At 74.3% G+C, this 26316-nt stretch carries 20 protein-coding genes; 12 read left to right on the forward strand and 8 right to left on the reverse strand.

The window, feature by feature from the left end:
• Together ACWERV_RS16305 and ACWERV_RS16310 are read left to right on the forward strand one after the other, a co-directional pair.
• Nucleotides 1-549, forward strand: a 549-nt coding sequence (locus tag ACWERV_RS16305) for a DUF3027 domain-containing protein (protein WP_452933307.1), incomplete at its 5' end; no start/stop codon positions are given.
• Nucleotides 550-968: 419 nt separating this feature from the next.
• Nucleotides 969-4172 carry a sacsin N-terminal ATP-binding-like domain-containing protein gene (locus ACWERV_RS16310; protein WP_452933309.1) on the forward strand — a complete coding sequence of 1068 codons (3204 nt, stop codon included), beginning with the start codon at nucleotides 969-971 and terminating at the stop codon, nucleotides 4170-4172.
• Between the two features lie 102 nt (nucleotides 4173-4274).
• On the opposite strand, the gene ACWERV_RS16315 is transcribed toward ACWERV_RS16310, so the two are convergent.
• Both ACWERV_RS16315 and ACWERV_RS16320 read right to left on the reverse strand, forming a co-directional pair.
• A complete protein-coding gene (locus ACWERV_RS16315) occupies nucleotides 4275-6686 on the reverse strand; it encodes an HAD-IC family P-type ATPase (protein ID WP_452933310.1) in 2412 nt (803 codons plus the stop codon).
• 60 nt (nucleotides 6687-6746) lie between these two features.
• On the reverse strand, nucleotides 6747-7046 hold the full coding sequence (locus ACWERV_RS16320; protein WP_452933312.1) for a DUF2530 domain-containing protein: 300 nt from the start codon (nucleotides 7044-7046) through the stop codon (nucleotides 6747-6749).
• 190 nt (nucleotides 7047-7236) lie between these two features.
• Here ACWERV_RS16320 and ACWERV_RS16325 point away from each other — a divergent pair, with 190 nt between their 5' ends.
• Nucleotides 7237-8691, forward strand: a complete 1455-nt coding sequence (locus ACWERV_RS16325) for an NCS2 family permease (protein ID WP_452933314.1) — start codon at nucleotides 7237-7239, stop codon at nucleotides 8689-8691.
• Here ACWERV_RS16325 and ACWERV_RS16330 read toward each other — a convergent pair.
• A complete protein-coding gene (locus ACWERV_RS16330; protein ID WP_398176762.1) occupies nucleotides 8661-8924 on the reverse strand; it encodes a hypothetical protein in 264 nt (87 codons plus the stop codon). The genes ACWERV_RS16325 and ACWERV_RS16330 overlap by 31 nt on opposite strands.
• A gap of 272 nt (nucleotides 8925-9196) precedes the next feature.
• Between ACWERV_RS16330 and ACWERV_RS16335 the strand changes: the two genes are divergently transcribed.
• The 3 genes from ACWERV_RS16335 to thpR are packed head-to-tail and all read left to right on the forward strand — an operon-like array spanning nucleotide 9197 to nucleotide 11757.
• Nucleotides 9197-9574: a MarR family winged helix-turn-helix transcriptional regulator gene (locus tag ACWERV_RS16335; protein ID WP_398177605.1), complete on the forward strand. Its 378-nt coding sequence runs from the start codon at nucleotides 9197-9199 to the stop codon at nucleotides 9572-9574.
• 39 nt (nucleotides 9575-9613) lie between these two features.
• Nucleotides 9614-11143: an MFS transporter gene (locus ACWERV_RS16340; RefSeq protein ID WP_452933316.1), complete on the forward strand. Its 1530-nt coding sequence runs from the start codon at nucleotides 9614-9616 to the stop codon at nucleotides 11141-11143.
• Complete coding sequence (gene thpR, locus ACWERV_RS16345; RefSeq protein WP_452933318.1) at nucleotides 11140-11757, forward strand: RNA 2',3'-cyclic phosphodiesterase; 618 nt, start codon at nucleotides 11140-11142, stop codon at nucleotides 11755-11757. Before ACWERV_RS16340 ends, thpR begins: the two co-directional genes overlap by 4 nt.
• A 136-nt stretch (nucleotides 11758-11893) precedes the next feature.
• Here thpR and ACWERV_RS16350 read toward each other — a convergent pair whose 3' ends face one another.
• Both ACWERV_RS16350 and ACWERV_RS16355 read right to left on the reverse strand, forming a co-directional pair.
• Entirely contained in the window at nucleotides 11894-12889 is a 996-nt protein-coding gene (locus ACWERV_RS16350; protein ID WP_452933320.1) for an aldo/keto reductase, read from the reverse strand.
• Between the two features lie 112 nt (nucleotides 12890-13001).
• Entirely contained in the window at nucleotides 13002-13682 is a 681-nt protein-coding gene (locus ACWERV_RS16355) for a GDSL-type esterase/lipase family protein (RefSeq protein WP_452933322.1), read from the reverse strand.
• Nucleotides 13683-13729: 47 nt separating this feature from the next.
• Between ACWERV_RS16355 and ACWERV_RS16360 the strand changes: the two genes are divergently transcribed.
• Nucleotides 13730-14785: a hypothetical protein gene (locus ACWERV_RS16360; RefSeq protein WP_452933324.1), complete on the forward strand. Its 1056-nt coding sequence runs from the start codon at nucleotides 13730-13732 to the stop codon at nucleotides 14783-14785.
• A gap of 33 nt (nucleotides 14786-14818) precedes the next feature.
• Here the strand turns inward: ACWERV_RS16360 and serC are convergent, their stop codons facing one another.
• Nucleotides 14819-15937, reverse strand: coding sequence for a phosphoserine transaminase (gene serC / locus ACWERV_RS16365; protein ID WP_398176774.1), 1119 nt, complete (start codon nucleotides 15935-15937; stop codon nucleotides 14819-14821).
• A gap of 142 nt (nucleotides 15938-16079) precedes the next feature.
• Between serC and ACWERV_RS16370 the strand changes: the two genes are divergently transcribed.
• Nucleotides 16080-18980 (forward strand): FAD-binding and (Fe-S)-binding domain-containing protein, encoded by a 2901-nt coding sequence (locus ACWERV_RS16370; protein ID WP_452933325.1) that lies wholly within the window; start codon nucleotides 16080-16082, stop codon nucleotides 18978-18980.
• Nucleotides 18981-19045: 65 nt separating this feature from the next.
• On the opposite strand, the gene ACWERV_RS16375 is transcribed toward ACWERV_RS16370, so the two are convergent.
• Nucleotides 19046-20146, reverse strand: coding sequence for a citrate synthase 2 (locus ACWERV_RS16375; protein WP_452933327.1), 1101 nt, complete (start codon nucleotides 20144-20146; stop codon nucleotides 19046-19048).
• 247 nt (nucleotides 20147-20393) lie between these two features.
• Here ACWERV_RS16375 and pdxH point away from each other — a divergent pair, with 247 nt between their 5' ends.
• Both pdxH and ACWERV_RS16385 read left to right on the forward strand, forming a co-directional pair.
• The gene (gene pdxH / locus ACWERV_RS16380) at nucleotides 20394-21032 is read left to right on the forward strand and encodes a pyridoxamine 5'-phosphate oxidase (protein ID WP_452933467.1); all 639 of its coding nucleotides are present in this window, start codon (nucleotides 20394-20396) and stop codon (nucleotides 21030-21032) included.
• A 399-nt stretch (nucleotides 21033-21431) separates the two neighbouring features.
• On the forward strand, nucleotides 21432-22889 hold the full coding sequence (locus ACWERV_RS16385; RefSeq protein ID WP_452933329.1) for a PAS domain-containing protein: 1458 nt from the start codon (nucleotides 21432-21434) through the stop codon (nucleotides 22887-22889).
• Nucleotides 22890-22969: 80 nt separating this feature from the next.
• On the opposite strand, the gene ACWERV_RS16390 is transcribed toward ACWERV_RS16385, so the two are convergent.
• Entirely contained in the window at nucleotides 22970-23731 is a 762-nt protein-coding gene (locus tag ACWERV_RS16390) for an SIS domain-containing protein (RefSeq protein WP_452933330.1), read from the reverse strand.
• Nucleotides 23732-23868: 137 nt separating this feature from the next.
• Between ACWERV_RS16390 and ACWERV_RS16395 the strand changes: the two genes are divergently transcribed.
• Both ACWERV_RS16395 and ACWERV_RS16400 read left to right on the forward strand, forming a co-directional pair.
• Nucleotides 23869-24561, forward strand: coding sequence for a metal-dependent transcriptional regulator (locus tag ACWERV_RS16395; RefSeq protein WP_452933332.1), 693 nt, complete (start codon nucleotides 23869-23871; stop codon nucleotides 24559-24561).
• 471 nt (nucleotides 24562-25032) lie between these two features.
• Nucleotides 25033-26109: an alpha/beta fold hydrolase gene (locus tag ACWERV_RS16400; protein ID WP_452933334.1), complete on the forward strand. Its 1077-nt coding sequence runs from the start codon at nucleotides 25033-25035 to the stop codon at nucleotides 26107-26109.
• The last annotated feature ends 207 nt before the right edge of the window (nucleotides 26110-26316 follow it).

Genomic DNA, 26316 nt, shown 5'->3' on the forward strand with positions numbered 1-26316 from the left:
GGGCCGGGCGACCTGCTGCCGACCGAGGCCGACGACCTGCGCCTGGAACCGGGCTGGACGGGCGAGGACGAGCCGCGCGGCGCCGTCGCCGAGCAGGAGTTCCCGGCGGACGGCGAGGACGCCGTCGTGCCGTCCGTGGCCACGATCGCCGCGCTCGCCGGGCAGCTCGGGATGGGCCGCCCGCGGGTGCTGTCCCGCTACGGGCTGCACACCGCCGCCGACCGCTGGGACGAGCAGTTCGGCCCCAAGACGGCGATGGCGCAGGCCGCCCCCGCCAACTGCGCCAGCTGCGGCTTCCTGGTGCCGATCAGCGGCTCGCTGAGCCAGGCCTTCGGGGTGTGCGCCAACGAGTTCTCCCCGGCCGACGGCCGCCTGGTGTCGCTCGGCTACGGCTGCGGCGGCCACTCCGAGGCCGCGGTCATGCCCAAGCCCCCGCAGCCCGCGCCGATGGTCCTCGACGAATTCCACGACACCGACCCGCTCCCGCTGGGCCAGCCGGTCCGGACCGACGCGGGCGACGACGACGGCGAGGCTCCGACGACCTCCTGAGCCCCCGGACCGGCCTCCCGGCGCCGGAGACCGGAGCCGGGCCGCTGAGGGCCCCCGGTGCGCCTCCTGCGGCCTCCTGACCGGTCCCGTGCCGGGCACGCTGCCGCGGGGAGGGCGAGCGTTCCCAGGGGCGCGTGGGGGTCCCTCCCGGGCGAAGCTCCGGGGCAGACTGGAGCGACGAGCCACGGCGGCGGGACGGCCGCGACGCCTGCCGCACCAGGCACCCCGGAGCGCGAAGGGCGCGGCGCCGCCTCCCGCAGACGCGCACGGGAGGGCCCCCGGCGGAGCCCGAGCGCGTCCCGGGCCGCCCGTTCCGGCGGGGCCGTGCGCGGGATGAAGGGCACGCCGAATGGCGGTACGGTCACCGTGCACAGCGCACAGCCCCTGACGGGGCGATCCGGCGAGCGAAGGACCGTACGTTGACCCGCGCAGGCGTAATCCGCACGCCCCTGGAAGGCCACCCCGACCCCTTCCGCACCGCGGACCTGCGCCGGGCGGTCCTGACCGCCTGGACCGCCTCCGCCGCCCGCTTCCGCGAGGACGCCAACGCCGAGGAGGACCTCGCGCTCGGCGGCCACCGCGACCGGCTCGTCGTCGAGCTGGCCCAGAACGCCGCCGACGCCGCCACCCGCGCGGGCGTGCCGGGACGGCTGCGGCTGACCTACCACGAGGCCACCGGCGACGCCCCCGCCGTGCTCGCCGCCGCGAACACCGGCGCCGCCCTGGACGCCGCCGCCGTCGAGTCGCTGTCCACGCTGCGCGCTTCCGCCAAGCGCGACGACGGGCCCGGCGCGGTCGGCCGCTTCGGTGTCGGCTTCGCCGCCGTGCTCGCCGTCAGCGACGAACCGGCTGTCGTCGGGCGCGGCGGCGGGGTGCGCTGGTCACTGGCCGAGGCGCGGGAGATGGCCGCCGCCGTGCCGGGCCTCGACGACGAGCTGCGCCGTCGCGAGGGCCATGTGCCGCTGCTGCGGCTGCCGATGCCCGCGGAGGGCACCGCGCCCGACACGTACGACACCGTCGTGGTGCTGCCGCTGCGCGACGGCGCCGCCGAGGACCTGGCCGGGCGGCTGCTGGCCGCCGTCGACGACGCGCTGCTGCTGGCCTTGCCGGGCCTCGCCGAGGTCGTCGTCGAGACCCCGGAGGGCGTGCGCACCCTCACCCGTACCGCCGTGGACGGCGGTGACGTCGTCGTCGCGGACAGCGCCGCGGCCGCGCCCACCCGCTGGCGGGTGGTGAGCGACGGCGGGGCCCTGACCGCCGACCTGCTCGCCGACCGGCCCGTCGAGGAGCGGCTGCGCCCGGTGTGGTCGGTGACCTGGGCGGTGCCCGTCGCCGCCGACGGCTCGCCCGCCGCGCCGCGCACCGCGGCCGTCGTGCACGCCCCGACGCCGACCGACGAACCGCTCGGCCTCCCCGCCCTGCTGCTGGCCTCGCTGCCGCTCGACCCGACCCGGCGGCACGCCGCCCCCGGCCCGCTCACCGACTTCCTGGTGGCGCGGGCCGCCGAGGCGTACGTGGCTCTGCTCGCCGCCTGGCGCCCGGTGGGGACCGGCGTCGTCGACCTGGTGCCCGGCCCGCTCGGCAAGGGCGAGCTGGACGCCGAGCTGCGCCGCCGCGTCCTGGACCGGCTGCCGCGCACACCGTTCCTGCCGCGGGCCGCGCCCCCGGCCGCCGACGAGGCCGCGGCGCCCGCCGTGGACGCCGACGCGTGGGACGGCGGCGGCCCGCTCGCGGGGGACGGCAAGGCGCTGCGCCCGGTCGAGGCCGAGGTCGTCGAGGGCGCGGGCGCCGAGGCGGTCCGGGTGCTGGCCGAGGTGCTGCCGACGCTGGTCCCGTCCGCGCTGGAGCGCCGCCCGGCGCTGCGGCAGCTCGGTGTCGCCCGGCTGTCGCTCGGCGAGGCCGTGGACCGACTCGCGGGCACCGAACGCCCCGCACAGTGGTGGTGGCGGCTCTACGACGCGCTCGCCGGCACCGACGCCGACGTGCTCAGCGGCCTGCCCGTGCCGCTCGCCGACGGCCGCACCGTGGTCGGCCCGCGGCAGGTGCTGCTGCCCGTGCCGGGCTCGGCGGAGGGCGCCGACGCGCCCGACCCGGCGCTGCTCGCCCGCCTCGGGCTGCGGCTGGCCCACCCGGACGCCGCGCACCCGCTGCTGGAGAAACTCGGCGCCGCGCCCGCGACCCCGCGGGCGATCCTCACCTCGCCGCAGGTACGCGCCGCCGTCGCCGCCTCGCTCGACGAGGACACTGCGTGGGACGTCGAGGAATCCGGACTGGACGCCGACGAGCTGGCCGACACCGTGCTGACGCTCGCCCGCGCCGCCGCCCTCGCCCCCGGCGACGAGCCGTGGCTCGCGGCCCTCGCGCTGCCCGACGACGAGGGCGAGCCGACGCCCGCCGGTGAGCTGGTGCTGCCCGGCAGCGAGCTGGAGGCCGTGCTGCGCGAGGGCGAGCTGGGCACCCTCGACCCGGACCTGGCCGAGCGCTGGGGCGAGCAGCCGCTCACCGCGGTCGGCGTGCTCGCGACCTTCGCGCTGGTGCGCGCCGCCGACGTCGTCCTCGACCCGGACGACCTGGAGCCGCGCGACAGCGACTGGGCCGAGCCGGACGACGTCGGGCTGCTGGACGCCGTCGACGTGTGGTGCGAGGACGTCCTCGACCAGCTGCCGGAGACCGACGTGCCGCCGGTCGCCACCGAGGTCGTCGGCGTCCGCGACCTCGACCTCGTCGACGACGACGCCTGGCCGCAGGCCCTCGCGCTGCTCTCCCGCCCGCCGCTGCGGGACGCCGTGACCGCGCCCGTGCGGGTGCTGCTGCCGGACGGCACCACCGAGTCCGTCCGCCCGTACGCCGCCTGGTGGCTGCGCGACCACCCCGTGCTGGACGGCCGCACCCCGGTGGGCCTGCGGACGGCGGGCGGCGACCGGCTGCTCGCCGGGCTCTACGACGAGGCCGAGACCGACTCCGGCGTGGACGAGCAGGTGCTGCGCGCGCTCGGGGTGCGCACCACGGTCAGCGCGCTGCTGGACGAGCCGGGCGGCGCCGCGGAACTCCTCGCCCGGCTCGCCGACCCCGGCCGGCCCGTCACCCCCGCGCAGCTGCACGCCCTCTACGCCGCCCTCGCACTCCTCGACCCCGACCAGGTCACGCTCCCGGACGAGCTGCGGGCCGTCGTGGACGGCGAGACGGTCGTGGTGGACGCCGCGGACGCGCTGGTCGCCGACGCCCCCGACCTGCTGCCGCTGGCCGCCGGGCTGCCGCTGCTGCCCGTACCGCCGCGGCTGGCCGCCGAACTTGCCGACCTCTTCCAGGTCCGCAGGCTCAGCGAGGCCGTGGAGGCCGCCGTCGTCTCGCAGGGCGAGCCGCACGACGTGCTGCCCGCCGTCCACGACCTGCTGCCGGGCGCGCCCACCTCGTACGTCGAGCACGAGGAACTGCTGCTCAACGGCGACATCGAGGTGGACTGGCGCTACGCCGAGGGAGTCCTGCACGCCGCGACCGTCGAGGGCGTGGCCGCCGGTCTCGCCTGGGCGGCGGGCCGCTGGGAGCGCCGCTTCGAGCTGGCCGCGCTGCTGGAGGACCCGTCCCGTACGCAGGAGCTGGCCCGCGACCGCTGGTTCGACTGACCCGCCTGCCGTACGCGCCGCCCCGGCACATTGCCGGGGGCTCGGCATACTGCCACGCGCTGCACCTATGCCACGCGCTCGGCATACTGCCGAGCCCCCCGGTCAGCCCTCCGTCCGCTCCCGGCGCCGCACCACCGCCCAGCTGACCTCCAGCAGCACCGCGCCCGCCGCCGCGATCCCCACCGCGGCCCAGGGCACCTCGTCCCCGACGAGCTTCAGCGCGAAGAAGTTCTGCAGCCACGGGACGGCGAGCACGAGCGCGAAACCCAGCACCATGGCCAGCACCAGCAGGATCCGCCACCAGGTGTACGGCCGGGCGATGATCGCCAGCACCCACAGCTCCAGCAGGAAGAGCGTCAGCGTCGCCGCGCTGGTCTCCGCGTCCAGCGCGCCGCGGCCGGTGTAGTGGTGACGGGCCACCAGGTAGGCGACGAAGGACGCCGCTCCGCAGATGATCCCGGCGGGTGTGGAGTACCGCATGACCCGGCGGACGAAGTTCGGCCGGGCCCGCTCCTTGTTCGGCGCGAGCGCCAGGAAGAAGGCGGGCACCCCGATGGTCAGCGTCGACAGCAGCGTCAGATGCCGCGGCAGGAACGGGTACGGCACCTGCCAGCACACCACCAGCACCGCGAGCAGCACCGAGTAGACGGTCTTGGTGAGGAAGAGCGTCGCGACCCGGGTGATGTTGCCGATCACCCGGCGCCCCTCGGCCACCACCGAGGGCAGCGTGGCGAAGCTGTTGTCCAGCAGCACGATCTGCGCGACCGCCCGGGTGGCCTCCGAACCCGAGCCCATGGACACGCCGATGTCGGCGTCCTTGAGCGCGAGCACGTCGTTGACCCCGTCACCGGTCATCGCCACGTTGTGGCCGCGTGACTGGAGGGCGCCGACCATGTCCCGCTTCTGCTGCGGGGTGACCCGGCCGAAGACCGCGCCCTCGTCCAGCACCTCGGCCATCGCGTCCCGCTCGGGCGGCAGCCGCCGCGCGTCCACCGGCGCCTGCGCGCCCGGCAGCCCGAGCTTCCCGGCGACCGCGCCCACCGAGACCGCGTTGTCCCCCGAGATCACCTTGACGTGCACGCCCTGCTCGGCGAAATACCGCAGCGTGTCGCCCGCGTCGGGCCGCAGCCGCTGCTCCAGGACGACGAGTGCGACGGGTGTGACGTCCCGCGCGATCTCGGGGTCGTCCAGCGGGCGACCGGTGCGGGCCAGCAGCAGCACCCGCAAGCCCTGGTCGTTCAGCCGGTCCACCTCGCCGAGCGCCGCGTGCCCCGCCGGGAGCAGCACGTCCGGCGCGCCGAGCAGCCAGGCGCTCTCCGTGCCGTCCGGCTCGGTGAAGGCGGCGCCGCTGTACTTGCGCGCCGAGCTGAAGGGCAGCACACCCCGGCCGCGCCAGTCCGCGGCGCCGGACGGGGGGTAGGCGTCGATGATCGCCTGGAGGCTGGCGTTGGGCCGCGGGTCGGAGCCGCCGAGCGCGGCGAGCGCCCGAGCCGCGTACCCGTTGTCCGCGCCGTCCGCGCGGCTCGTGCCGTTTCCGCCGTCCAGCGGGCGCAACTCGGTGACGTCCATGCCGCCCTCGGTCAGGGTGCCGGTCTTGTCCAGGCACACCACGTCGACCCGGGCCAGCCCCTCGATCGCGGGCAGCTCCTGCACCAGGCACTGCTTGCGGCCGAGCCGGACCACGCCGATCGCGAAGGCCACCGAGGTCAGCAGCACCAGGCCCTCGGGCACCATGGGCACGATGCCGCCGACCGTCCGGCGCACCGCCTCGCGCGCGTCATGGCTCTCCACCGTGAACTGGCTGATGATCAGCCCGATCGCGGTCGGCACCATCGCCCAGGTGATGTACTTCAGGATCCGGCTGATGCCGCCGCGCAGCTCGGAGTTGACCAGCGTGAAGCGCGACGCCTCCTCGGCGAGCTGGGTGGCGTAGGCGTCGCGGCCCACCTTGGTGGCGGTGAAGGCGCCGCCGCCCGCGACGACGAAGCTGCCGGACATCACCGGGTCGCCGGGGTGCTTGAGCACCGGGTCGGCCTCGCCGGTCAGCAGCGACTCGTCGATCTCCAGCCCGTCGGCCTCGGCGACCTCGCCGTCCACCACGACCTTGTCGCCCGAGCCCAGCTCGACCAGGTCGCCGAGCACGATCGCGGCGGTGGGGATCTCGACCGTCTCGCCGTCCCTGCGCACCTCCGGGCGGGCCTCGCCGATGACCGCGAGGCTGTCCAGGGTGTGCTTGGCCCGCAGCTCCTGGAAGATGCCGATCGCGGTGTTGGCGACGATGACGAAGCCGAACAGGCCGTCCTGGATCGGGCCGACGACCAGGATGACCAGGAAGAGCCCGCCGATGATCGCGTTGAAGCGGGTCAGGACGTTGGCCCGGACGATCTCCGGCACCGAGCGCGAGGACCGTACGGGGACGTCGTTGACCTGCCCCGCCGCCGTCCGCCGCGCCACCTCGGCGCTGCTCAGCCCCGGCAGCCGCGCCGCCACGTCCGTGAGGTTGCCTTCCGCCATGAGCCGACGGTACGTGCCGCGGACGGCTTTCACCCGTTTCCGGGCGTTTTACGCGCCCGGTTACGCGTCCGGCGCGCTGTCCCCGCCGGATCCGGCCGCGGCGGCGGCGCGGTGCCGGGCGATGGCGTCGCGCCGGGCCCGGACGTACTTCAGGCCGACCAGGCCGAGGCCGGCGCCCGCCGCGCAGGACCAGATGAACCACGTGTGCCCGTGGTCGGAGTACCAGCCGTAGAAGGGGAGCTGCACCACGAAGAGCGCGGCCCAGACGATCGTCCCGACCGTGACGGTCATGACGTCGTTGGCCTCCAGGGGCTCGGGGGCCTCGCGCAGGGGTCCTGGCTGCTTGCTCATGGCGCCCATCGTATGCGGCCGGGGGCTGCCGGACGCGGGCGGGCGGCGGGGGCGCCCGGGGCGCGGAACCCCGGGTGTCTACGCGCGGAGATGGCTTTTTGGGTGGTTGTGTATTCATACTGAAACCAGTCAGTGTTGACTGAAATCATTCGTATGATCGCCCATATGAGGGCGAGCCCCCGCCCCCATGAGGTTTCACATGCCCGCCTCGGCCCCCGCTCCGGTCGACATGGGCCGGTCGTCCGGTCACCCGTCCAGCAACCCGCTGGACCGCTATTTCCGCATCTCAGAGCGCGGTTCCACGATCGCGCGGGAGATCCGCGGCGGTCTCGCGACCTTCTTCGCGATGGCCTACATCATCGTGCTGAACCCGATCATCCTCGGCTCGGCAGTGGACAAGTTCGGCCACCACCTCAACGGTGGCCAGCTCGTCACCGCGACGGTGATCACCGCGGCCTTCACCACGCTGCTGATGGGCGTCATCGGCAACGTGCCGATCGCGCTCGCCGCCGGTCTCGGCGTCAACACCGTCGTCGCCCTCCAGCTCGCGCCCAAGATGAGCTGGCCGGACGCGATGGGCATGGTGGTGCTCGCCGGTATCGCGATCATGCTCATGGTCGCCACCGGCCTGCGCGAGCGCGTCATGACGGCGGTGCCGCTGGGGCTGCGCAAGGGCATCGCGATCGGTATCGGCCTGTTCATCCTGCTGATCGGCCTGGTCGACTCCGGCTTCGTCAGCCGCATCCCGGACGCCGCGCACACCACGGTCCCGCTGCAGCTCGGCGCCGACGGCCACCTCACCGGCTGGCCCGTGCTGATCTTCATCCTGGGCACGCTGCTCACGCTGGGCCTGATCATCCGCAAGGTCGCGGGCGCGATCCTGATCTCCATCGTCACCATGACCGTGCTCGCGGTGATCATCGACGCCGTGGCCGACATCCCGGCGGGGAACTGGGGCCTGACCGTTCCCAAGTGGCCCGGCAACCCGGTCGCCACCCCGGACTTCGGCCTGGTCGGCAAGGTCAGCCTGTTCGGCGGCTTCCACGAGGTCGGCATCCTCACCGGCGTGCTGTTCGTCTTCACCGTGCTGCTGTCGTGCTTCTTCGACGCGATGGGCACGATCCTCGGCGTGAGCGACGAGGCCGGTCTGCTGGACAAGAAGGGCGACCTGCCGGGCATCAACAAGGTCCTGATGATCGACGGTGTCGCCACCGCGGTCGGCGGCGCCACCTCGTCGTCGGCGAACACCTGCTTCGTGGAGTCCACCGCCGGTGTCGGCGAGGGCGCGCGGACCGGCCTCGCCAGCGTCGTCACCGGCCTGATGTTCGTGCTCGCGCTGTTCCTCACGCCGCTGGCCACCATGGTGCCCGCGCAGGCGGCCACGCCCGCGCTGATCGCGGTGGGCTTCCTGATCCTCGCCGGGTCGATCCGGGAGATCGACTGGAGCGACTTCACCATCGCCATCCCGGCGTTCCTGACGATGGTGCTGATGCCGTTCACCTACTCGATCACCAACGGCATCGGGATCGGCTTCCTGACCTTCTGCGTGCTGCGGATCGTCGCCGGGCGGGGCAAGGAGGTCCCGATCGCCCTCTACGCGGTCTCGGCCGTCTTCGCCTTCTACTACCTGATGCCGGCGCTGGGGCTGCTGTAGGGCGGCTGCGGCGGGACGGCGGGCGCCGGAGGAGCCGCGGACGGCGGCTCCTCGCGGCGGCCGTAGAAGCGGTCGGTCTCCTCGACCGCGGCCTTGAAGCGCTCGTCGAAGTCCTCACGGACCAGGGTCGCGACGACGTAGTCCTGTGCGGTCATCCCGCGTCGGGCGGCATGCTCGCAGATCCGGTCCCACAACTGCGCGTCTATGCGCAGACTGAACACTCTCGATGCCATACGCCCACGGTCGCGGGCGAGGGCGGCCGACGGGGCCGCTTTCGCCCGCGACCTCATCCGTTCGGGTGAGATGTGGGCGAGTGGCGCGTAAACGAACCGGGCGGGTCCGGTCGTGCGCCGCCGGAATCCGGCGGGTGCGGCCGGGCCCGCCCGGCCGCGTGGCCCATGTGCGTGCAGATTGTACTTAGGTTAACTAATGAGCTAACCTAAACACCGTGACCGAACTGTCCGAGGACGACCGCGCTGCTGTCAACGAACTGCGCGGCGCCGTGATGCGGCTGTCCCGCCGGCTGCGCAACCAGCGCGTCGACGAGACGCTGAGCCCTACCGAGATGTCGGTGCTGGGCACCCTCGCCCGCTGCGGCTCCGCCACACCCGGCGAGCTGGCCCGCAAGGAGCACGTCCAGCCCCCGTCGATGACCCGCATCGTGGCGATGCTGGAGGCCAAGGGCCTGGTCCGGCGGGAGCCGCACCCCGAGGACCGCCGCCAGGTCGTGGTCAGCCGTACCGAGCAGGCCGACTCGATGCTGGCCGAGAGCCGCAGCAAGCGCAACGCGTGGCTGGCCTCGCTCGCCGAGCGGCTGACCGAGGAGGAGCTGGCGATCATGCGCCAGGCCGCGCCCGTCCTGGAGAAGCTCGCTCACCTGTGACCGAACCGGAAGACCCGAAGAGGGGGAGGCGAGTACCGATTGAGTTCGGCAGCCGGACCACACACCGCAACCGAACCTGACCGTCCCGCGGAGACGAAGACGGGCACCTTCAGCTCGCTCAGGATCCGCAACTACCGGCTTTTCGCGACCGGCGCCGTGGTGTCCAACACCGGCACCTGGATGTCGCGGATCGCCCAGGACTGGCTGGTGCTCAGCATCACCGGCTCCTCCTTCGCGGTCGGCATCACCACCGCGATGCAGTTCCTGCCGATGCTGCTTTTCGGCCTGTACGGCGGAGTGATCGCCGACCGCTACCCCAAGCGGAAGATCCTGCTGTGCACCCAGGCCGCGCTCGGCATCCTCGGCCTGCTGCTCGCCGGCCTCACCCTGGGCGGTGTGGTCCAGGTCTGGCACGTGTACACGATCGCCTTCCTGCTCGGCGTGGTGACCGTCGTCGACAACCCCACCCGGCAGACCTTCGTCGTCGAGATGGTCGGCCCCGACGTGGTCCGCAACGCCGTCTCGCTCAACGCCGCGAACTTCCAGGCCGCCCGGCTCGTCGGTCCGGCCGTCGCCGGTGTGCTGATCACCGCGGTCGGCAGCGGCTGGGCCTTCCTGATCAACGGCCTGTCCTTCCTCGCCCCGCTCACCGGCCTGCTGCTCATGCGCACCGCCGAGCTGCACACGATCGAGAAGGCGCCGCGCGGCCGCAAGGGGCAACTGCGCGAGGGGCTGCACTACGTCGCCGGGCGGCCCGAGCTGATCTGGCCCATCGTGCTGGTCGGCTTCATCGGCACCTTCGGCTTCAACTTCCCGATCTGGCTGTCGGCCTTCGCCAACAAGGTCTTCGACAGCGGCGCCGGCACCTACGGCATCCTCAACTCGCTGATGGCCGGCGGCTCCCTCATCGGCGCCCTGCTCGCCGCCCGCCGCACCCGCACCCGGCTGCGGATGCTGGTCGCCGCCGCCGCGGTCTTCGGCCTGCTGGAGGCCGCCGCCTCGCTCGCCCCGGCCTTCTGGGTCTTCGCGGTGCTGCTGGTGCCGATCGGCGCCTTCGGACTCACCTTCAACACCACCGCCAACGCCAGCGTCCAGCTCGCCACCGACCCCGTCATGCGCGGCCGGGTGATGAGCCTGTACATGATGGTCTTCGTCGGCGGCACCCCGATCGGCGGCCCGGTCATGGGCTGGGTCACCGACACCTACGGCGCCCGCGTCGGCTTCATGAGCGGCGGCCTGATCTCCGCGCTCGCCGCCGCCGGTGTCGGCCTGGTCCTCGCCCGCGCGGCGGGCCTGCGCCCCCAGGTCGACCTGCGGCGCGGCAGCGGCCGTCCGCTCGTCGCCTTCGTGCCCCGCGACCCGGCCGGTGTGCCGGGCGCCCCGGCCGTCCAGCCCGCATCCGCCGTGCAGTCGGTGACGCCCGTGCCCGCCGAAGCGCCGGTGAAGGCCGTCCGGCCCGCGCCGCCCGCGCCCGCCACCTCCGCCGCGCCTGCCGCGTGCGACAACGTGCCCGCCGCTCCCGACGAGGCCGCGCGGCGCGCCAGCAACGCGCCCAGTCCGGCACTGTGAGGCTCTTCGCGGCGCTGCTGCCGCCGCCCGGGGCTGCCGCCGAGCTGACGGCGGCCCTCGGCCCGCTGCACGCGCTGCCGGGGGCCCGTGACCTGCGCTGGACCGCGCCGGACGGCTGGCACTACACGCTGGCCTTCCTCGGCGAGGTGCCCGACACCCTGCGCCCCGACCTCGACGAGCGCCTCGCCCGCGCCGCCCGCCGCCACGAGCCCTGCGCCCTGCGCATCTCGGGCGGCGGGCGGTTCGGCGACCGGGCGCTGTGGGCCGGGGCCGAGGGCGACGTACGGGCCGCGGGCGCGCTCGCGGCCACCGTACGGGCGGCGGCGCGCCGGGCCGGGGTCCCGGCCGACGAGGAGCACGGCTTCCGAGCCCACCTCACGCTCGCCCGCGCCTCCCGGGGCGCCCGCACCGACCTGCGCCCCTTCGCCGCCGCGCTCGACGGCTTCCGGGGCAGCCGGTGGACGGCGGCCGAGCTCAGCCTCGTCGCGAGCCTGCTGCCGCGCTCCGGTATTCCCGGCGAGCGCTCGCACTACACGGTCGTCGGCGCGTGGCCGCTCGGCGGGGGCGCTGCCGCACCGCCGCCCGCGCGCGGGGCGGACGGCGGCGCCGGTTAACCTCGAAGGGTGGACCCCAAGACCCGTACCCGTGTGATGACCGCCGCCCTTTTCCTGATGCTCGTGGTGGTCGCGGTCGCCGCCGCGGTGCGCTGACCGCGGCGGCGTACCGGCGTACCGCCGGGGTGCCGCCCGCCTACCAGGCGAAGGCCTCCGGGGACGGTCCCGGGCCCGGGAAGACCTCGTCCAGCGCCGCGAGGAACTCCGCGGACAGCTCCAGGTCCACCGCCCGCAGCGCCGACTCCAGCTGCTCCGTGGTGCGCGGGCCGACGATCGGCCCGGTGACGCCCGGCCGGGTCAGCAGCCAGGCCAGGCCCACGTCTCCCGGGTTCAGCCCGTGCTTGCCGCACAGGTCCTCGTACGCCTGGATCTGCGCGCGCTGCGCCGGGTCGGCCAGCGAGTCGGCCGCCCGCCCGCCGGTCGAGCGGGACGCGCCGCCCTCGGCCTGCTTGCGTAGCACCCCGCCGAGCAGCCCGCCGTGCAGCGGCGACCACGGGATCACGCCGAGGCCGTAGCCCTGGGCCGCGGGGATGACCTCCATCTCCGCGCGCCGCTCCATCAGGTTGTACAGGCACTGCTCGGACGTCAGACCGAGCGAGCCGCGCCGCCGGGCCGCCTCGTTGGCCTGCGCGATGTGCCAGCCGGCGAAGTTGCTCGACCCGGCGTAGAGGATCTTGCCCTGGGTCACCAGGACGTCGATGGCCTGCCAGATCTCGTCCCACGGCGTGGCCCGGTCGACGTGGTGGAACTGGTAGAGGTCGATGTAGTCGGTGCCCAGCCGCTGGAGGCTGGCGTCCACCGCGCGGCGGATGTTCAGGGCCGACAGCTTGTCGTGGTTGGGCCAGGCCTCGCCGTCCGCGCCCATGTTGCCGTAGACCTTGGTGGCCAGCACCGTCCGGTCCCGGCGGCCGCCGCCCTTGGCGAACCAGGAGCCGACGATCTCCTCGGTCCTGCCCTTGTTCTCACCCCAGCCGTAGACGTTGGCGGTGTCGAAGAAGTTGACCCCGGCGTCGAGGGCCGCGTCCATGATCGTGTGGCTGTCCGCCTCGGTGGTCTGCGGACCGAAGTTCATCGTGCCGAGGACCAGGCGGCTGACCTTGAGACCGGTGCGTCCGAGCTGTGTGTACTCCATGACCTCCAGCCAAGCCCTTGGAGTGCGCTCGAATCAAGGGACCGTCCGGGAGCTGGACCGGACGGCGTACGGCCAGGTGGGGCGCTGCCGGGCGCAGCGGGCACGGCAGGGCTCAGTGCCCGGAGTAGGGCGCTCCGAGGCCCCACGCCTGGTGCATGGCGTCGGCGAAGGCGGCCGCCAGCTTGTGCTCGCCGGCCGCGTTGGGGTGGGTGCCGTCGTAGGTGTCGAGGAGTATGTCGTAGCCGTCCGGGCGGGAGGCCAGCAGCAGCGGCGAGGCGGGCGAGTCGTGCTCGGCGACGGCCTTGGCCAGCAGCGTGTTCAGCTCCGCGCACTGCACGGCGAAGTCCGGGTCCAGGTCGGCGCGGGTGTTGGGTATCACCGGCAGCAGCACCATGCGGATCCCGGGCGCCGCGGCGCGCGCCCCGCTGATGAAGCGCTCGACGTTGGCGAGGGTCTGCCCCGCGTCGGTGTAGAAGCCGAGGTCGATCAGGCCGAGGGAGACCAGCAGCACGTCGGGCCGGTGCTCGCGGACGACGTCCCCTATCAGCGGCGCCAGGTGCAGCCAGCCCTCGCCCCAGCCCGCCAGGTGCCGCCGGGCGTGCGGCGGGAAGGCCGGGTCGGCGTAGTCGGCGGAGACCGCGGCGTCCGCCGCCCGGTCGTACAGCCCGTCGCGCGGCCCGACCACGGCGAAGGGCTCGCCCTGCGCGACCAGGTGACGCCACATGCGGTAACGCCACGTGTAGTCGCCGGAGGCGCCGATGGTCATGGAGTCGCCGACGAAGAGGTAACGCATGCCGGGCATCATCCTCGACCCCCGCGCGACCGGGGACACTGGGGTGCATGCGCGCGTACCTCCCGACGGCCGCCGCCTGCGCCGCCCTCGCCCTGGCGTGGGCGGGCACGCCCGCCGCGGCCCTCGGCAACGGCCCCACCGTGGCCTTCACGATCTCCGACCCGCGGATCGCGGAGGCCAGCGGGCTGGCGGCCAGCCGCCTGCACCCGGGGATCTACTGGACGCACAACGACAGCGGCGACGGCCCCTACGTCTACGCGGTCGACTCGGCCACCGGCAAAACCGTGGCCCGGGTGACGATGCGCGGGATCCACCCCAGGGACGTCGAGGCGATATCGATCGGCCCGGACGGCGACCTGTACGTCGGCGACATCGGCGACAACCTCGACGGCGCCTGGAAGGAGGTGTGGATCTACCGCTTCCCCGAGCCGCAGAAGCTGCGCGACCAGAGCGTCGGCGTCACCCGCTACACCGTCCGCTACGACCAGGGCCCGCGTAACGCCGAGGCCCTGATGGTCCAGCCGAAGACCGGCCGGGTCTACATCGCCAGCAAGAAGCAGTCCGGCGGCGGCCTCTACCAGGGCCCGGCCGAACTCTCCGCCCACCGCGTCAACACCTTCCGGCGCATCGCCGACGTGCCGTGGGTGACCGACGGGGCCTTCTCCCCCGACGGCAGCCGCCTGGTGCTGCGCGGCTACTTCTGGTCGGCGGAGTACCGCTGGACGGGCGGTGTGCCGAGCAAGATCGCCGACCTCGACGTCCCCATGCAGGCACAGGGCGAGGGCGTCACCTTCACCCCGGACGGCCGGGCGCTGATGTACGGCAGCGAGGGCCGCAACAGCCAGGTGTGGCGTGCCCCCCTGACGGACTCCCAGCTGCCCGACAGCGTGCCCCCGCTGCCCCCGAAGCAGACGCCCGGGAGCGGGACGGCGGGCAAGGGCGCGACGACGGCGCCCGGCGCGCGGACGGGCGGTGCCGGGGCGGAGGCGGCCGGGCAGGGATCCGGCGGCGCGGGCGGCCGGACGGTGGGCCTCGGAGCGCTGGCCGTGGCCGTCGCGCTGGGCCTGGGGCTGCGCGCGGTGCTGCGCCGCCGCCGGGGCTGAGCCCCGGCGGCGGGATGCCGTGCGGTCAGCCGGTCAGAGCTTGCCGATGACGTAGTCGATGCACGCCGTCAGCGCCTCGACGTCCGACGGCTCGACGGCCGGGAACATCGCCACGCGCAGCTGGTTGCGGCCCAGCTTGCGGTAGGGCTCGGTGTCGACGATGCCGTTGGCCCGGAGCACCTTGGCCACGGCCGCCGCGTCCACACCGTCGGCGAAGTCGATGGTGCCGACGACCTGCGAACGCTTCGCCGGATCGGTGACGAACGGCGTGGCGTAGGAGGACTTCTCGGCCCACCCGTACAGCCGCGACGAGGAGTCGGCGGTGCGCTCGGTGGCCCACTTCAGGCCGCCCTGCCCGTTGATCCACTCCAGCTGCTCCTTGAGCAGGAAGAGCGTGCCGACCGCGGGGGTGTTGTACGTCTGGTTCTTCACCGAGTTGTCGATGGCCGTCGGCAGGTCGAAGAACGCCGGGATGTGCCGGCTGCTCGCGGCGATGGTGGCGGCGCGCTCCAGGGCGGCCGGGGAGAACGCCGCGATCCACAGGCCGCCGTCGGCGGCGAAGGACTTCTGCGGCGCGAAGTAGTAGACGTCCGTCTCGGTGATGTCGACCGGCAGGCCGCCGGCGCCCGAGGTGGCGTCCACCAGGACCAGCGCGCCGTCGTCCGCGCCCGCGACACGGCGGATCGGGGCGGCGACGCCCGTCGAGGTCTCGTTGTGGGTGAACGCGTAGACGTCCACACCGCCCTCGGCGACGGGCTCCGGGTGGGTGCCCGGGTCGGACTTGACGACCGTCGGCTCGTCCAGCCACGGCGCGAGCTGCGCCGCCTTGGCGAACTTCGACGAGAACTCGCCGAACGACAGGTGCTGGGACTTGGCCGTGATCAGGCCGTGCGTGGCGATGTCCCAGAACGCGGTGGACCCGCCGTTGCCGAGGACGACCTCGTAGCCGTCCGGCAGGGAGAACAGCTGCTTGACGCCGTCGCGCACCTGGCCCACCAGGTTCTTCACCGGCGCCTGCCGGTGGGAGGTGCCGAGCAGGGACGTCCCGGTGGCGGCCAGGGCGTCGAGCGCCTGGGTGCGCACCTTGGAGGGGCCCGACCCGAATCGACCGTCGGCGGGCTTGATGTCAGCGGGAATCTCGATATCGGCCACGGACGCAGGGTAGCCCGTTACGGGCCTGTTTCAGGGGGCGTCCCATCGGGTGAGACGGTCTTTTGACGCATCCCGGCGACGCCCGGCGCCTCCGCGCGCCCCTTGGATGCGCCGGTCCGCGCAGACGTGCAAGGTGGGGGCCATGACAGGTGGCGGCAGGGCGGGCGGGACCGCCGGACTGGAACGGGCGCTGCGCGCCGCGGTGCGCGGGGACGTGGCCTGGGACGCGGGCGCGCGGGCGCTGGTGACGATGGACGCGTCCAACTACCGGCGGGTGCCGCTCGGCGTGGTGGCCCCCGCGGACGCCGCGGACGTGGCGGCGGCGCTCGCGGTGTGCCGGGAGCACAGCGTGCCGGTGACGGCCCGGGGCGGGGGCACCTCCATCGCCGGGCAGGCCACCGGCACCGGGGTCGTGCTGGACTTCACCCGGCACATGAACCGGCTGCTGGAGATCGATCCCGCCACGCGGACCGCTCGTGTGCAGCCCGGCCTCGTCCTGGACGACCTGCGGCGGGCCGCCGCCGGGCACGGGCTGACCTTCGGCCCCGACCCCTCCACGCACAGCCGCTGCACCCTCGGCGGCATGATCGGCAACAACGCGTGCGGCGCGCACTCGGTGGCCTGGGGCACCACCGCCGACAACGTCCGGGCACTGGACGCCGTCACCTACCGCGGCGAGGCCGTCCGGCTCGGCACCGACGGTCTGGCGGGCCTTCCCGCGCGGCTGCGCGACGGCATGACCGCGCTCGCCGACGGCAACCTGGCACTGCTGCGGACCGGTTTCCCGCAACTGCCGCGCCGTATCTCCGGATACGCGCTCGACCGGCTGCTGCCCGAGCACGGCAGGGACGCGGCACGGGCCTTCACCGGCAGCGAGGGGACGCTCGCGGTGCTGACGGAGGCGACCGTGGCCCTGGTGCCCGCGCCGGCCGCACGGGCGCTCGCGGTGCTCGGCTACCCCGACGAGAGCGCGGCCGCGCAGGCCGCGCACCTGCTGCTGCCGCTGCGGCCGCTGACGGTGGAGGGGATGGCGGCCGACCTGGTGGGGGAGGCGGCCGCGGCCGAACTCCCGCGCGGCGGTGCCTGGCTGTTCGTCGAGACCGGTGGGGACGGCCCCGACGAGGCGGAGGCACGCGCGCGGGAGATCTGCCGGGCGGCCGACGGCGCGACCGGTCACGCCGTCGTCGCCGACCCCGCGCGGCAGCGCGCCCTGTGGCGGATCCGGGAGGACGCGGCCGGAACCGCCACCCGTATGCCCGACGGGACGGAGGCATGGCCGGGCTGGGAGGACTGCGCGGTGCCTCCCGCCCGGCTGGGCGGCTATCTGCGGGAGTTCCGGGCCCTGCTGGCCGCGCACGGGCTGCGCGGCGCGCCCTACGGCCACTTCGGCGACGGATGCGTGCACGTGCGGATCGACTTCGACCTCGTCGCACCGGACGGCGTCGCACGCTTCCGCCGCTTCTCCGAGGACGTCGCCGACCTGGTGGTGGCGCACGGCGGATCGCTGTCCGGCGAGCACGGCGACGGGCAGGCGCGCGCCGAGCTGCTGCCGAAGATGTACGGCCCGGAAATGATGGCACTCTTTTCAGATTTCAAGGATCTCTGGGACCCCGACGGCGGGATGGGACCGGGAACGCTTGTGCGACCCGATCCCATTGATAGCAACCTCCGCTTCGCCGTGCTGCCTTCCAAAAACGCAGGTTTGATCCCGGTGGCCTTCACCTATCCGGGTGATGGTGGCGATTTCGTTGCCGCCGTCCGGCGCTGCGTCGGGGTGGCCAAATGTCGCTCCTCGGCAGCCGATTCCGGTGGTGGTTCCGGTGTCATGTGCCCGTCCTTCCGGGTCACCGGGGAGGAGCGGCATTCCACCCGCGGCCGGGCGCGGCTGCTGCACGAGATGCTCGCCGGGGAGATCGTCACCGACGGCTGGAGATCGACGGAAGTCAAGGAGGCGCTGGATCTGTGCCTTTCCTGCAAGGGCTGCCGATCGGACTGCCCGGTCGAGGTGGACATGGCGACCTACAAGGCGGAATTCCTCCACCAGCACTACCGCGGGCGGCTGCGGCCGCGCACCCACTACGCGATGGGCTGGCTTCCGCTGTGGCTGAAAATCGCTCGCAGGTTCGCCCGGCCGCTCAATTTCCTTGGCCGGAGGCGGTCAACCGCATGGCTGGCCAAACGATTCGCCGGGATCGCAAAGGAGCGCGAACTGCCCGAACTGGCGACCGAGACATTCACCCGTTGGGCGCAACGCGACACCCCGGACGGCGTAGAGCGGATTACTCCGTCCGAGTGGTCCTCCACCGGACCGCGCACGGTCGTGCTGTGGCCCGACACGTTCACCGACCACCTCGCGCCCGCCGCGGGCCGGGCGGCCGTGCGGGTGCTGCGGGCGGCGGGGCTGCGCGTCGTCCTGCCGCGGGCTTCCGTCTGCTGCGGGCTGACCTGGGTCTCCACCGGGCAGCTCGACCGCGCTCGGGCGGTGATGCGGCGCACCCTCGACCGGCTGGAACCCGCCCTCGACGCCGGGCTGCCGCTCGTCGTGCTCGAACCGAGCTGCGCCGCCGCGCTGCGCGCCGACCTGCCCGAACTGCTCGGCCCCGGCGAGCCGCGGGCCGCCCGGCTGGCCGCCGCCGTACGCACCTTCGCCGAGGTGCTGGAGGAACTCGCGCCCGACTGGCAGCCACCGCGCCTGGACCGCACGGCGGTGGGTCAGACGCACTGCCACCAGCACGCCGTGCTCGGCGACGCCGCCGACCGCAGGCTGCGCGCCCGCGCCGGACTGGCCGGTGAGCTGACCGGCGGCTGCTGCGGGCTGGCCGGCAACTTCGGCTTCGAGGACGGCCACTACGAGGTGTCCGCCGCCTGCGCGGAGGAGGCGCTGCTGCCTGCGCTGCGGGCGGCGGACGGCGACGCGGTGGTCCTGGCCGACGGCTTCTCCTGCCGCACCCAGATCGCCCAGCTCGCGCCCGGCACGACCGCCCGGCACCTCGCCGAGGTCCTGGCCGAGGCACTGGACGCGGCCCCGCCCGGCTCCCGCTGAACGGGGGCCGGGCGGGGCAAGCGGGGCGCGGCGCCCACCGGTCAGGCAGCGGCCCGGCCCGTGGCTCAGGACGTCGTCGTCGGGTCGCCCTCGATGGTGTGCAGGCTGCGGGCGCCCGGACCGGTGTAACGGGCGGAGGGGCGGACCAGGCGGCCGGTGCGCTTCTGCTCCAGGATGTGCGCCGACCACCCCGCGGTGCGCGCGCACGTGAACATCGACGTGAACATGTGCGCGGGGACCTCCGCGAAGTCCAGCATGATCGCCGCCCAGAACTCCACATTGGTGGCCAGGACGCGATCCGGGCGCCGCTCGTGCAGCTCGGCGAGGGCCGCCTTCTCCAGCGCCTCGGCCACCTCGTAGCGCGGCGCGCCCAGTTCGCGGGCGGTGCGGCGCAGGACGCGGGCCCGCGGGTCCTCGGCGCGGTAGACGCGGTGCCCGAAGCCCATCAGGCGCTCGCCCCGGTCGAGCGCGCCCTTCACGTAGCCGGTGGCGTCGCCCGTGCGCTCGATCTCCTCGATCATGCCGAGGACGCGGGAGGGGGCGCCGCCGTGCAGCGGCCCGGACATGGCGCCGACCGCGCCGGAGAGCGCGGCGGCCACGTCGGCGCCGGTCGAGGCGATGACGCGGGCGGTGAAGGTGGAGGCGTTCATGCCGTGCTCGGCCGCCGACGTCCAGTACGCGTCCACCGCCGCGACGTGCCGGGGGTCCGGCTCGCCGCGCCAGCGGATCATGAACCGCTCGGTGATGGACCGCGCCTTGTCGATCTCCCGCTGCGGCACCATCGGCTGGTGCTGGCCGCGCGCGGACTGGGCGACGTACGACAGCGCCATCACCGCGGCACGTGCCAGGTCGTCGCGGGCCTGCCCGGCGTCGATGTCCAGCAGCGGGCGCAGCCCCCACACGGGCGCGAGCATGGCCAGCGCCGACTGGACGTCGACCCGTACGTCACCGGAGTGCACCGGGATCGGGAAGGGCTCGGCGGGCGGCAGCCCGGGGTCGAAGCGCCCGTCGACCAACAGGCCCCAGACGTTGCCGAAGCTCACGTGCCCGACCAGTTCCTCGATGTCGACCCCGCGGTAGCGCAGCGACCCGCCCTCCCGGTCGGGCTCGGCGATCTCCGTCTCGAACGCGACGACTCCTTCGAGTCCGGGTACGAAGTCGGACATGCGGCGGCTCCTTCGATGCTGTCGGCAGTCGGGCGGCGGTACGGCTCTCCGGTCATGCCCCGTCATGCGGGAGCCCACCCTGCTCCATTCGGACCAGCCATTCTCCCGGTATGTGGACATGTCAGAGCGCGTGAGATGCCGCACACCGCCCGGTATCGGCCGCGGGCACGAACCTTCCCTCCCCTGGAAGGATGTGCGCGTGCGAGAACCCCACGACCTCCTGCGGGACGGGCCCGACCCCGCCGCCATGCGCCAGCGCTACCGCTCCGTCGGCCTCACCGAGGACGCGCTGGCTCCCGAGCCGTACACGCAGTTCGCCCGCTGGTTCACCGACGCCGTGGCCGCGGCCGCGGACGGTGTGATCGCCGAACCCAACGCCATGGTGCTGTCCACCGCGGACGGCGACGGCCTGCCCACCTCCCGCACGGTCCTGCTCAAGGGCTACGACCTGGGCGGCTTCGTCTTCTACAGCAACTACCAGTCCCGCAAGGCCCGCGCCCTGGCGGCCAACCCGCGCGCCTCGCTGCTCTTCCCGTGGCATCCGATCACCCGCCAGGTCATCGTCTCCGGCACCGTCGCCCGGGTGACGCCGGAGGAGACCGCCGCCTATTTCCACAGCCGCCCGCACGGCTCGCAGATCGGCGCCTGGGCGAGTGAGCAGTCCACGGTCGTCGCCTCCCGCGAGGCGCTGGAGAAGCGGTACGCCGAACTGGCCGCGCGCTGGCCGGAGGGCACCGAGGTGCCCGTGCCGTCCTTCTGGGGCGGATTCCGGGTCGCCCCGGTGAGCGTCGAATTCTGGCAGGGCCGGGAGGACCGGCTGCACGACCGGCTGCGGTACGTCCGCGACACGGCCGGCGGCTGGTCGGTGGAGCGGCTGGCGCCCTGAGACCCGCTGCGGCCCGGCGGGAAAGGGCCGCGGACCGCGCGCCGGGAAGAACCCGGCGTGGCCGGAAACCGACCGGCAATATGTGCGCGCCGGGCGCGGCGATATGCGGCGGGAAAAGGAACGACCCGCGGGCTGCCCTCCGGAGCCTGGCGGCTCCGGACACCGGCCGGACAAGTCCGGCGAGCCCGCGGGTCGGGTGACTGCGTGGGATTGGCGCGCAACGCGCACGCCCAGTGCGCGGAGCTAGCCCGCGGTCACCTCACGTGTCCGACTGCAAACCATGCTTCAGACCACCTCCCTTCGTGTGTGCCGCCACATTAGGAAACCGTCCGGCGGCCGCACAACTGATTTACGGAAAGTGCGTGTGACCCACCCCACACAAGGGTTGAATGTGGTGGCGTGCAGCCTTTCGACGCGCAACCGAAACCGCTGGGCAACGGCAGCGGCGATGACGACACCGGCGGTCCCGCGGGAACGGCGGAACCGGCCGGAGGTGGGACGGACGCCGCTCCCGGCGGCGAGGCGCACGGCGGTGGCGAGCGGCTGCTGGCGGCGCTCCTCGACGGCATGGAGGCGGGTTTCGCCGCCTTCGACGACGACGGCGTGGTCACCCACTGGAACGCCGAGGCGGCACGGATCCTCGGCTGGACGGCCGACGACGCGATCGGACGGCACGGCTTCGCCGGATGGGCGGCGCGCGCGGCCGACGCGGTGGAGGCCGAGGAGTGGCTGCGCCGGGTGATGGGCTCGCCCGGCCGTCACGTCCACGAGTTCGCGCTGCTGACCAAGGACGGCCACCGGGTGCTGGTCCGTACCCAGTCCGCCGCGGTGCCCGGCCCGGACGGGCGGCCCACGGGCGTCTACTGCGCCTTCTCCGAGGTGCACGCGCAGATCGACCTGGAGCGCTCCATCGCGCTCAGCGAGGCGCTCTTCGCGGGCGCCTCCTGGGGCGTGGTGCTGATCGACGCCGACCTGCGGCCCGCCGTCGCCAACCCGACGGCCGCGCGGATGCTCAGGACCGGCCGTGACGAGGTGCTGGGGCGCCCGCTGGGGAGTCTGCTCACCCAGGGCGTCGAGGAGCTGGAGACGGCGCTCCAGCACGTACTGGCCGAGGGCCCGCCGCCGGCCACCACGGACCTGTGGGTGGCCCTGCGCGCCGACCCGGAGGGCAGGCGGCGCTGCTGGCGCTGCGGCTTCGTACGGCTCGGCTCGCCGCTCGGCGAGGAACCCGCACCGCTGGGCGTGGGCTGGCTCTTCATCGACATCACCCGGCAGAAGACCGCGGAGACCGAGGGCGCGCAGGTCCGCTTCCGCTACCAGCAGCTGCACCGCGCCGACCGCGCCGCCGCCGAGTGCGGCAGCGCCCTGGAGGCCGCAGCGCTGCACCTGGACTTCGCCCTCGCGGGTTTCGCCGACCACGCGCTGCTCGACCTCGCAGACGACGCCGAGCGGCTGATACGGATCGCCGCCACGCCCGCGGGAGAGCCGGGCCCCTGCCGGCTGCTCCTGGACTCGGCCGAGAGCGGCATCCCCGTCGGCTACCCCGCCACCCACCCCGCGCTCCAGGCCCTGGAGCGGATCGGCACCGTACGCACCAGCTACGGCCCCGAGGTCCCCGGGGACCACGCGGCGGAGGCCGGGCCGCGGGCGTGGGCGGCAGCGCGCCGCTGGCCGCCCGGGACGGCGCACGGGCTGGTCACCGTGCTGCGCAGCCGCGGCCGTACGGTCGGGGCGCTGACCTTCCTGCGCGGCCCGGGGCGCCGCCTGTTCGACCGCGCCGACGCCGCCTACGCCGAGGACGTGGCCGCGCGCGTGGCCATGGCCCTGGACCTGGCGGGGCTCGCCGGGGAGCGGTAGCCGGGCGGCGGCCCGCGGCATGGCGCGGGGACCGGCCGTACGGCGCCGTGACGGGGCGGGTCCGGCGGTCCGCCGCGCCCTCAGTGCCGGTAGAAGATCCGGTCCCGGTACTGCTCGAAGACCTGCACGTTCCAGTCGTGCCCGCCGTCCACGTTGCCCGAGCGGAGCATCGGCGGGGTGACCCCGCGCGCGGCCAGGTCGGCGGCCGCGGTCGCGACGACGGCCTGCATCAGGGCGCTGGTCACGACGGTCGAGGCCGGGGCGAACGGCGCGGGAATCGAGTCGTCGGACAGCTCGGCGTCGCCCACCGCGATCTTGGAGTCCAGGACGATGTCGCAGTGGTCCCGGAGGAAGGTGCCCGACACGTGCCGGGACGCGGTCTGCTCGGCGTAGGCGACCGATGTGACGCCGACCACCGTCGCGCCGAGCGTCCGGGCCTTCTGCGCCATCTCCACCGGAAGGGCGTTGCGGCCGGACAGCGAGATCACGAACAGCACGTCGCCGCGCCGGACCGGGCTGGTGTCCAGCACCACCCCGGCGAGCCCGTCGATCTGCTCCAGCGCGCTGCCCAGCGTCGCGGGCCGCACGTCGATGCCCACCACGCCCGGCACCACGAGCAGGTTCATCAGGGCGAGGCCGCCCGCGCGGTAGACGACGTCCTGTGCGGGCAGCGAGGAGTGGCCGGCGCCGAAGGCGAAGACCCTGCCGCCTGCCTCGACGGCGTCGGCGACGGCGGCCGCGGCGGCCCTGATCGCCGGGCCCTCCTCGTCGCGCGCCCGGCGCAGCAGGCCGATGGCGGCGTCGAAGTACCGGTCCGACAGATCCTCGGCTGGCTCACTCATGCGGATCACCGTGCTGCCCTGCGCCGCCGGTGTCAAGGAGAGCCCGTCGCGGGCGGACACTCCACTTGGGGGCCGGTTGTCGGTGGCATGCGTCAGAATTGGTCGAGGGCCACGCACGATTCACATGAGGGGCGCGCATGTCCGGACTCATCGACACGACGGAGATGTATCTCCGCACCATCCTGGAGCTGGAGGAGGAGGGCGTGGTCCCGATGCGCGCCCGAATCGCCGAGCGCCTCGACCAGAGCGGACCGACGGTCTCCCAGACGGTCGCACGCATGGAGCGGGACGGCCTGCTGCATGTCGCGGGCGACCGGCATCTGGAGCTGACCGCCGAGGGCCGCCGCACCGCGACCCGGGTGATGCGCAAGCACCGCATCGCCGAATGCCTGCTGGTCGACGTCATCGGCCTGGAGTGGGAGCAGGTGCACGCGGAGGCGTGCCGCTGGGAGCACGTCATGAGCGAGGCGGTGGAGCGGCGGGTGCTGGAGCTGCTGCGGCATCCCACCGAATCCCCGTACGGCAACCCGATCCCGGGCCTGGAGGAGCTGGGCGAGGAGCGGGAGACCGACCCCTTCCTGGAGGAGGGCATGGTCAGCCTGAGCGATCTGCGGCCGGGCGACTCCGCGGCCAGCGTCGTCGTGCGGCGGATCGGCGAGCCGATCCAGACCGACGCCCAGGTGATGCACACGCTGCGGCGGGCGGGCGTGCAGCCCGGCGCCGTGGTCAGCGTGACCAGCTCCGCCGGGGGCGTCATGGTCGGCAGCGGCGGTGAGGCCGCCGAGCTGGACGCGGAGGTCGCCTCGCACGTCTTCGTCGCCAAGAGCTGAAAGAGCCACGAGAGCGACAAGAGCCCAAAGAGCTGGACGGGAGCCGATCCGCACACCGGGTCGGTGCGAAACGAAAGGCCGCCCCGGCGTCGTCACGACGCCGGGGCGGCCTTTTCCCTCCCGGCCCCCACCCGCGCCCCTCCCTGCCCTCCCCGACCCCCCGCCCCTCCTGCTCCCGCCGCCCGTGCGGCTGCGCACCGCGCCCTCCCCCGGGACCGGGCGGGACCCGCGGAGGCGCCGGGACCCCGAGCTTCCCGGTACCTCCCCGCGACCCGCTTCCCCTTCGCGCCGCGCCCCGCTCAGAGATCTCCCCTCGGCCCGCGCAGCCAATCCTTGAGCGTTGTCACTCGAAAGAGCGGTGTTGGGTGCGTGAGCCCCGTGTTCGAATAAAAGTTCGATAGCGTGGTCGGAGACGGGATCCAGCGACAGCACCGGGACGGACGACGACCGGGGAGGAGGGTGGTGAGGCGTATGGAGCAGCAGACGGAGCAGTACCGGCCGCGCCGCTTCGAGGTCACGGGGGCGGACGGTGTCCGCCTCGTGGCCTGGGACTACGCGGCGGCGGCCGCCATCGCGGCACCGCGCCGGACGCGGGAGCCCGGATCCGGGACCGGCCCCGTGCCCGGCCCGGCGCCCGCCGTCGGCCCCGCGTCCGGGACGGGCTCCGGGACCGGCGCCGGGGGTGGTCCCGGGGGTGGTCCCGGGGGTGGTCCCGGCGCGGACAGCAGGCCCGCGGTCCTGCTGCTGCACGGGCTGCTCGGCCGGGCCTCGCACTGGGCGGAGACCGCCCGCCGCCTCGCACCGCACTACCGCACCGTCGCGCTCGACCAGCGCGGCCACGGTCACAGCGGCCGCCCGCAGGGTCCGTCCGCGCCCGAGGCCTATGCGGCGGACGCCGCTGCGGTCGTCGAGCAGCTCGGGCTCGGCCCGGTCAGCGTCGTCGGCCATGGCACCGGCGCGCTGACGGCATGGCAGCTGGCGGCGCACCGCCCGGATCTGGTCGCCGCGGTCGTGATCTGCGAGATGCGGGCGGCGGCGCCGGGGGAGGCGCTGCGGCGCGCGTGCGAGGAGTGGGCGCAGTCGTGGCCGGTGCCTTTCGCGACGCTCGCCGACGCCCGCCGCTGGTTCGCCGAGCACGATCCGTTCGCCGATCCGCCGAGTCCGGCGCGCGGGGAGTTCTTCGCCGAGGTGATGGCGGAGGAGGACGACGGCTGGCGGCCGCGGTTCGCCACCCAGCTGCCGGGGCCGGGGGATCCGTGGATACGTGACGCGCACTGGGACGAGCTGGCCGGTGTGGGCTGTCCCGCCCTGGTGGTGCGCGGCCTGGACGGGCAGCTCGGGCGGGCCGAGGCGCACGAGATGGTCCGGGTGCTGCCGCAGGGCCGGTACGCCGAGGTGCCGGACGCCGGGCACCTGGTGCCGTGGGACCAGCCCGACGCCTGGTGCGCCCTGGTCGGTGACTTCCTGCGGGAGGTGGCGCCGCGGCGCCCGGTGACCGGCCGCGGGTGCGGGACGTGCAACGCCGAGGTGGGGGTGACGCGCAGGTGAGAGTGGCGCCGAGGGGGGACTGGCACGGAGGTGGGAGTGACGCCGAGGTGAGAGTGGTGTGAGAGGTCGGTGACAAACAGCGGGGCCGGACGGGCTGTGGCGGACTGCTGCGGCAGGCGGGGCGACCGGGCGGTGCGGCCGCGGGCTGCGGGGCGGTGCGGCGGCGCCCGCCCGCGGGGCCCCCGGGGGCCGTGATGCGAGCGCACA

The organism is Streptomyces sp. NPDC004031, from assembly GCF_053604375.1.

Bases quoted from the DNA above. Each gene is read 5' to 3' on its own strand.
- pdxH (WP_452933467.1), top strand. From the start codon at position 20,394: ATGCGCCAGCGCTACCGCTCCGTCGGCCTCACCGAGGACGCGCTGGCT.
- ACWERV_RS16355 (WP_452933322.1), bottom strand. From the start codon at position 13,682: ATGCGTTACCTCTTCGTCGGCGACTCCATGACCATCGGCGCCTCCGGC.
- ACWERV_RS16315 (WP_452933310.1), bottom strand. From the start codon at position 6,686: ATGGCGGAAGGCAACCTCACGGACGTGGCGGCGCGGCTGCCGGGGCTG.
- ACWERV_RS16335 (WP_398177605.1), top strand. From the start codon at position 9,197: ATGCGGCTGTCCCGCCGGCTGCGCAACCAGCGCGTCGACGAGACGCTG.
- ACWERV_RS16375 (WP_452933327.1), bottom strand. From the start codon at position 20,146: ATGTCCGACTTCGTACCCGGACTCGAAGGAGTCGTCGCGTTCGAGACG.
- ACWERV_RS16400 (WP_452933334.1), top strand. From the start codon at position 25,033: ATGGAGCAGCAGACGGAGCAGTACCGGCCGCGCCGCTTCGAGGTCACG.
- ACWERV_RS16370 (WP_452933325.1), top strand. From the start codon at position 16,080: ATGACAGGTGGCGGCAGGGCGGGCGGGACCGCCGGACTGGAACGGGCG.
- ACWERV_RS16360 (WP_452933324.1), top strand. From the start codon at position 13,730: ATGCGCGCGTACCTCCCGACGGCCGCCGCCTGCGCCGCCCTCGCCCTG.
- ACWERV_RS16330 (WP_398176762.1), bottom strand. From the start codon at position 8,924: ATGGCATCGAGAGTGTTCAGTCTGCGCATAGACGCGCAGTTGTGGGAC.
- ACWERV_RS16350 (WP_452933320.1), bottom strand. From the start codon at position 12,889: ATGGAGTACACACAGCTCGGACGCACCGGTCTCAAGGTCAGCCGCCTG.
- ACWERV_RS16395 (WP_452933332.1), top strand. From the start codon at position 23,869: ATGTCCGGACTCATCGACACGACGGAGATGTATCTCCGCACCATCCTG.
- ACWERV_RS16325 (WP_452933314.1), top strand. From the start codon at position 7,237: ATGCCCGCCTCGGCCCCCGCTCCGGTCGACATGGGCCGGTCGTCCGGT.
- ACWERV_RS16320 (WP_452933312.1), bottom strand. From the start codon at position 7,046: ATGGGCGCCATGAGCAAGCAGCCAGGACCCCTGCGCGAGGCCCCCGAG.
- ACWERV_RS16390 (WP_452933330.1), bottom strand. From the start codon at position 23,731: ATGAGTGAGCCAGCCGAGGATCTGTCGGACCGGTACTTCGACGCCGCC.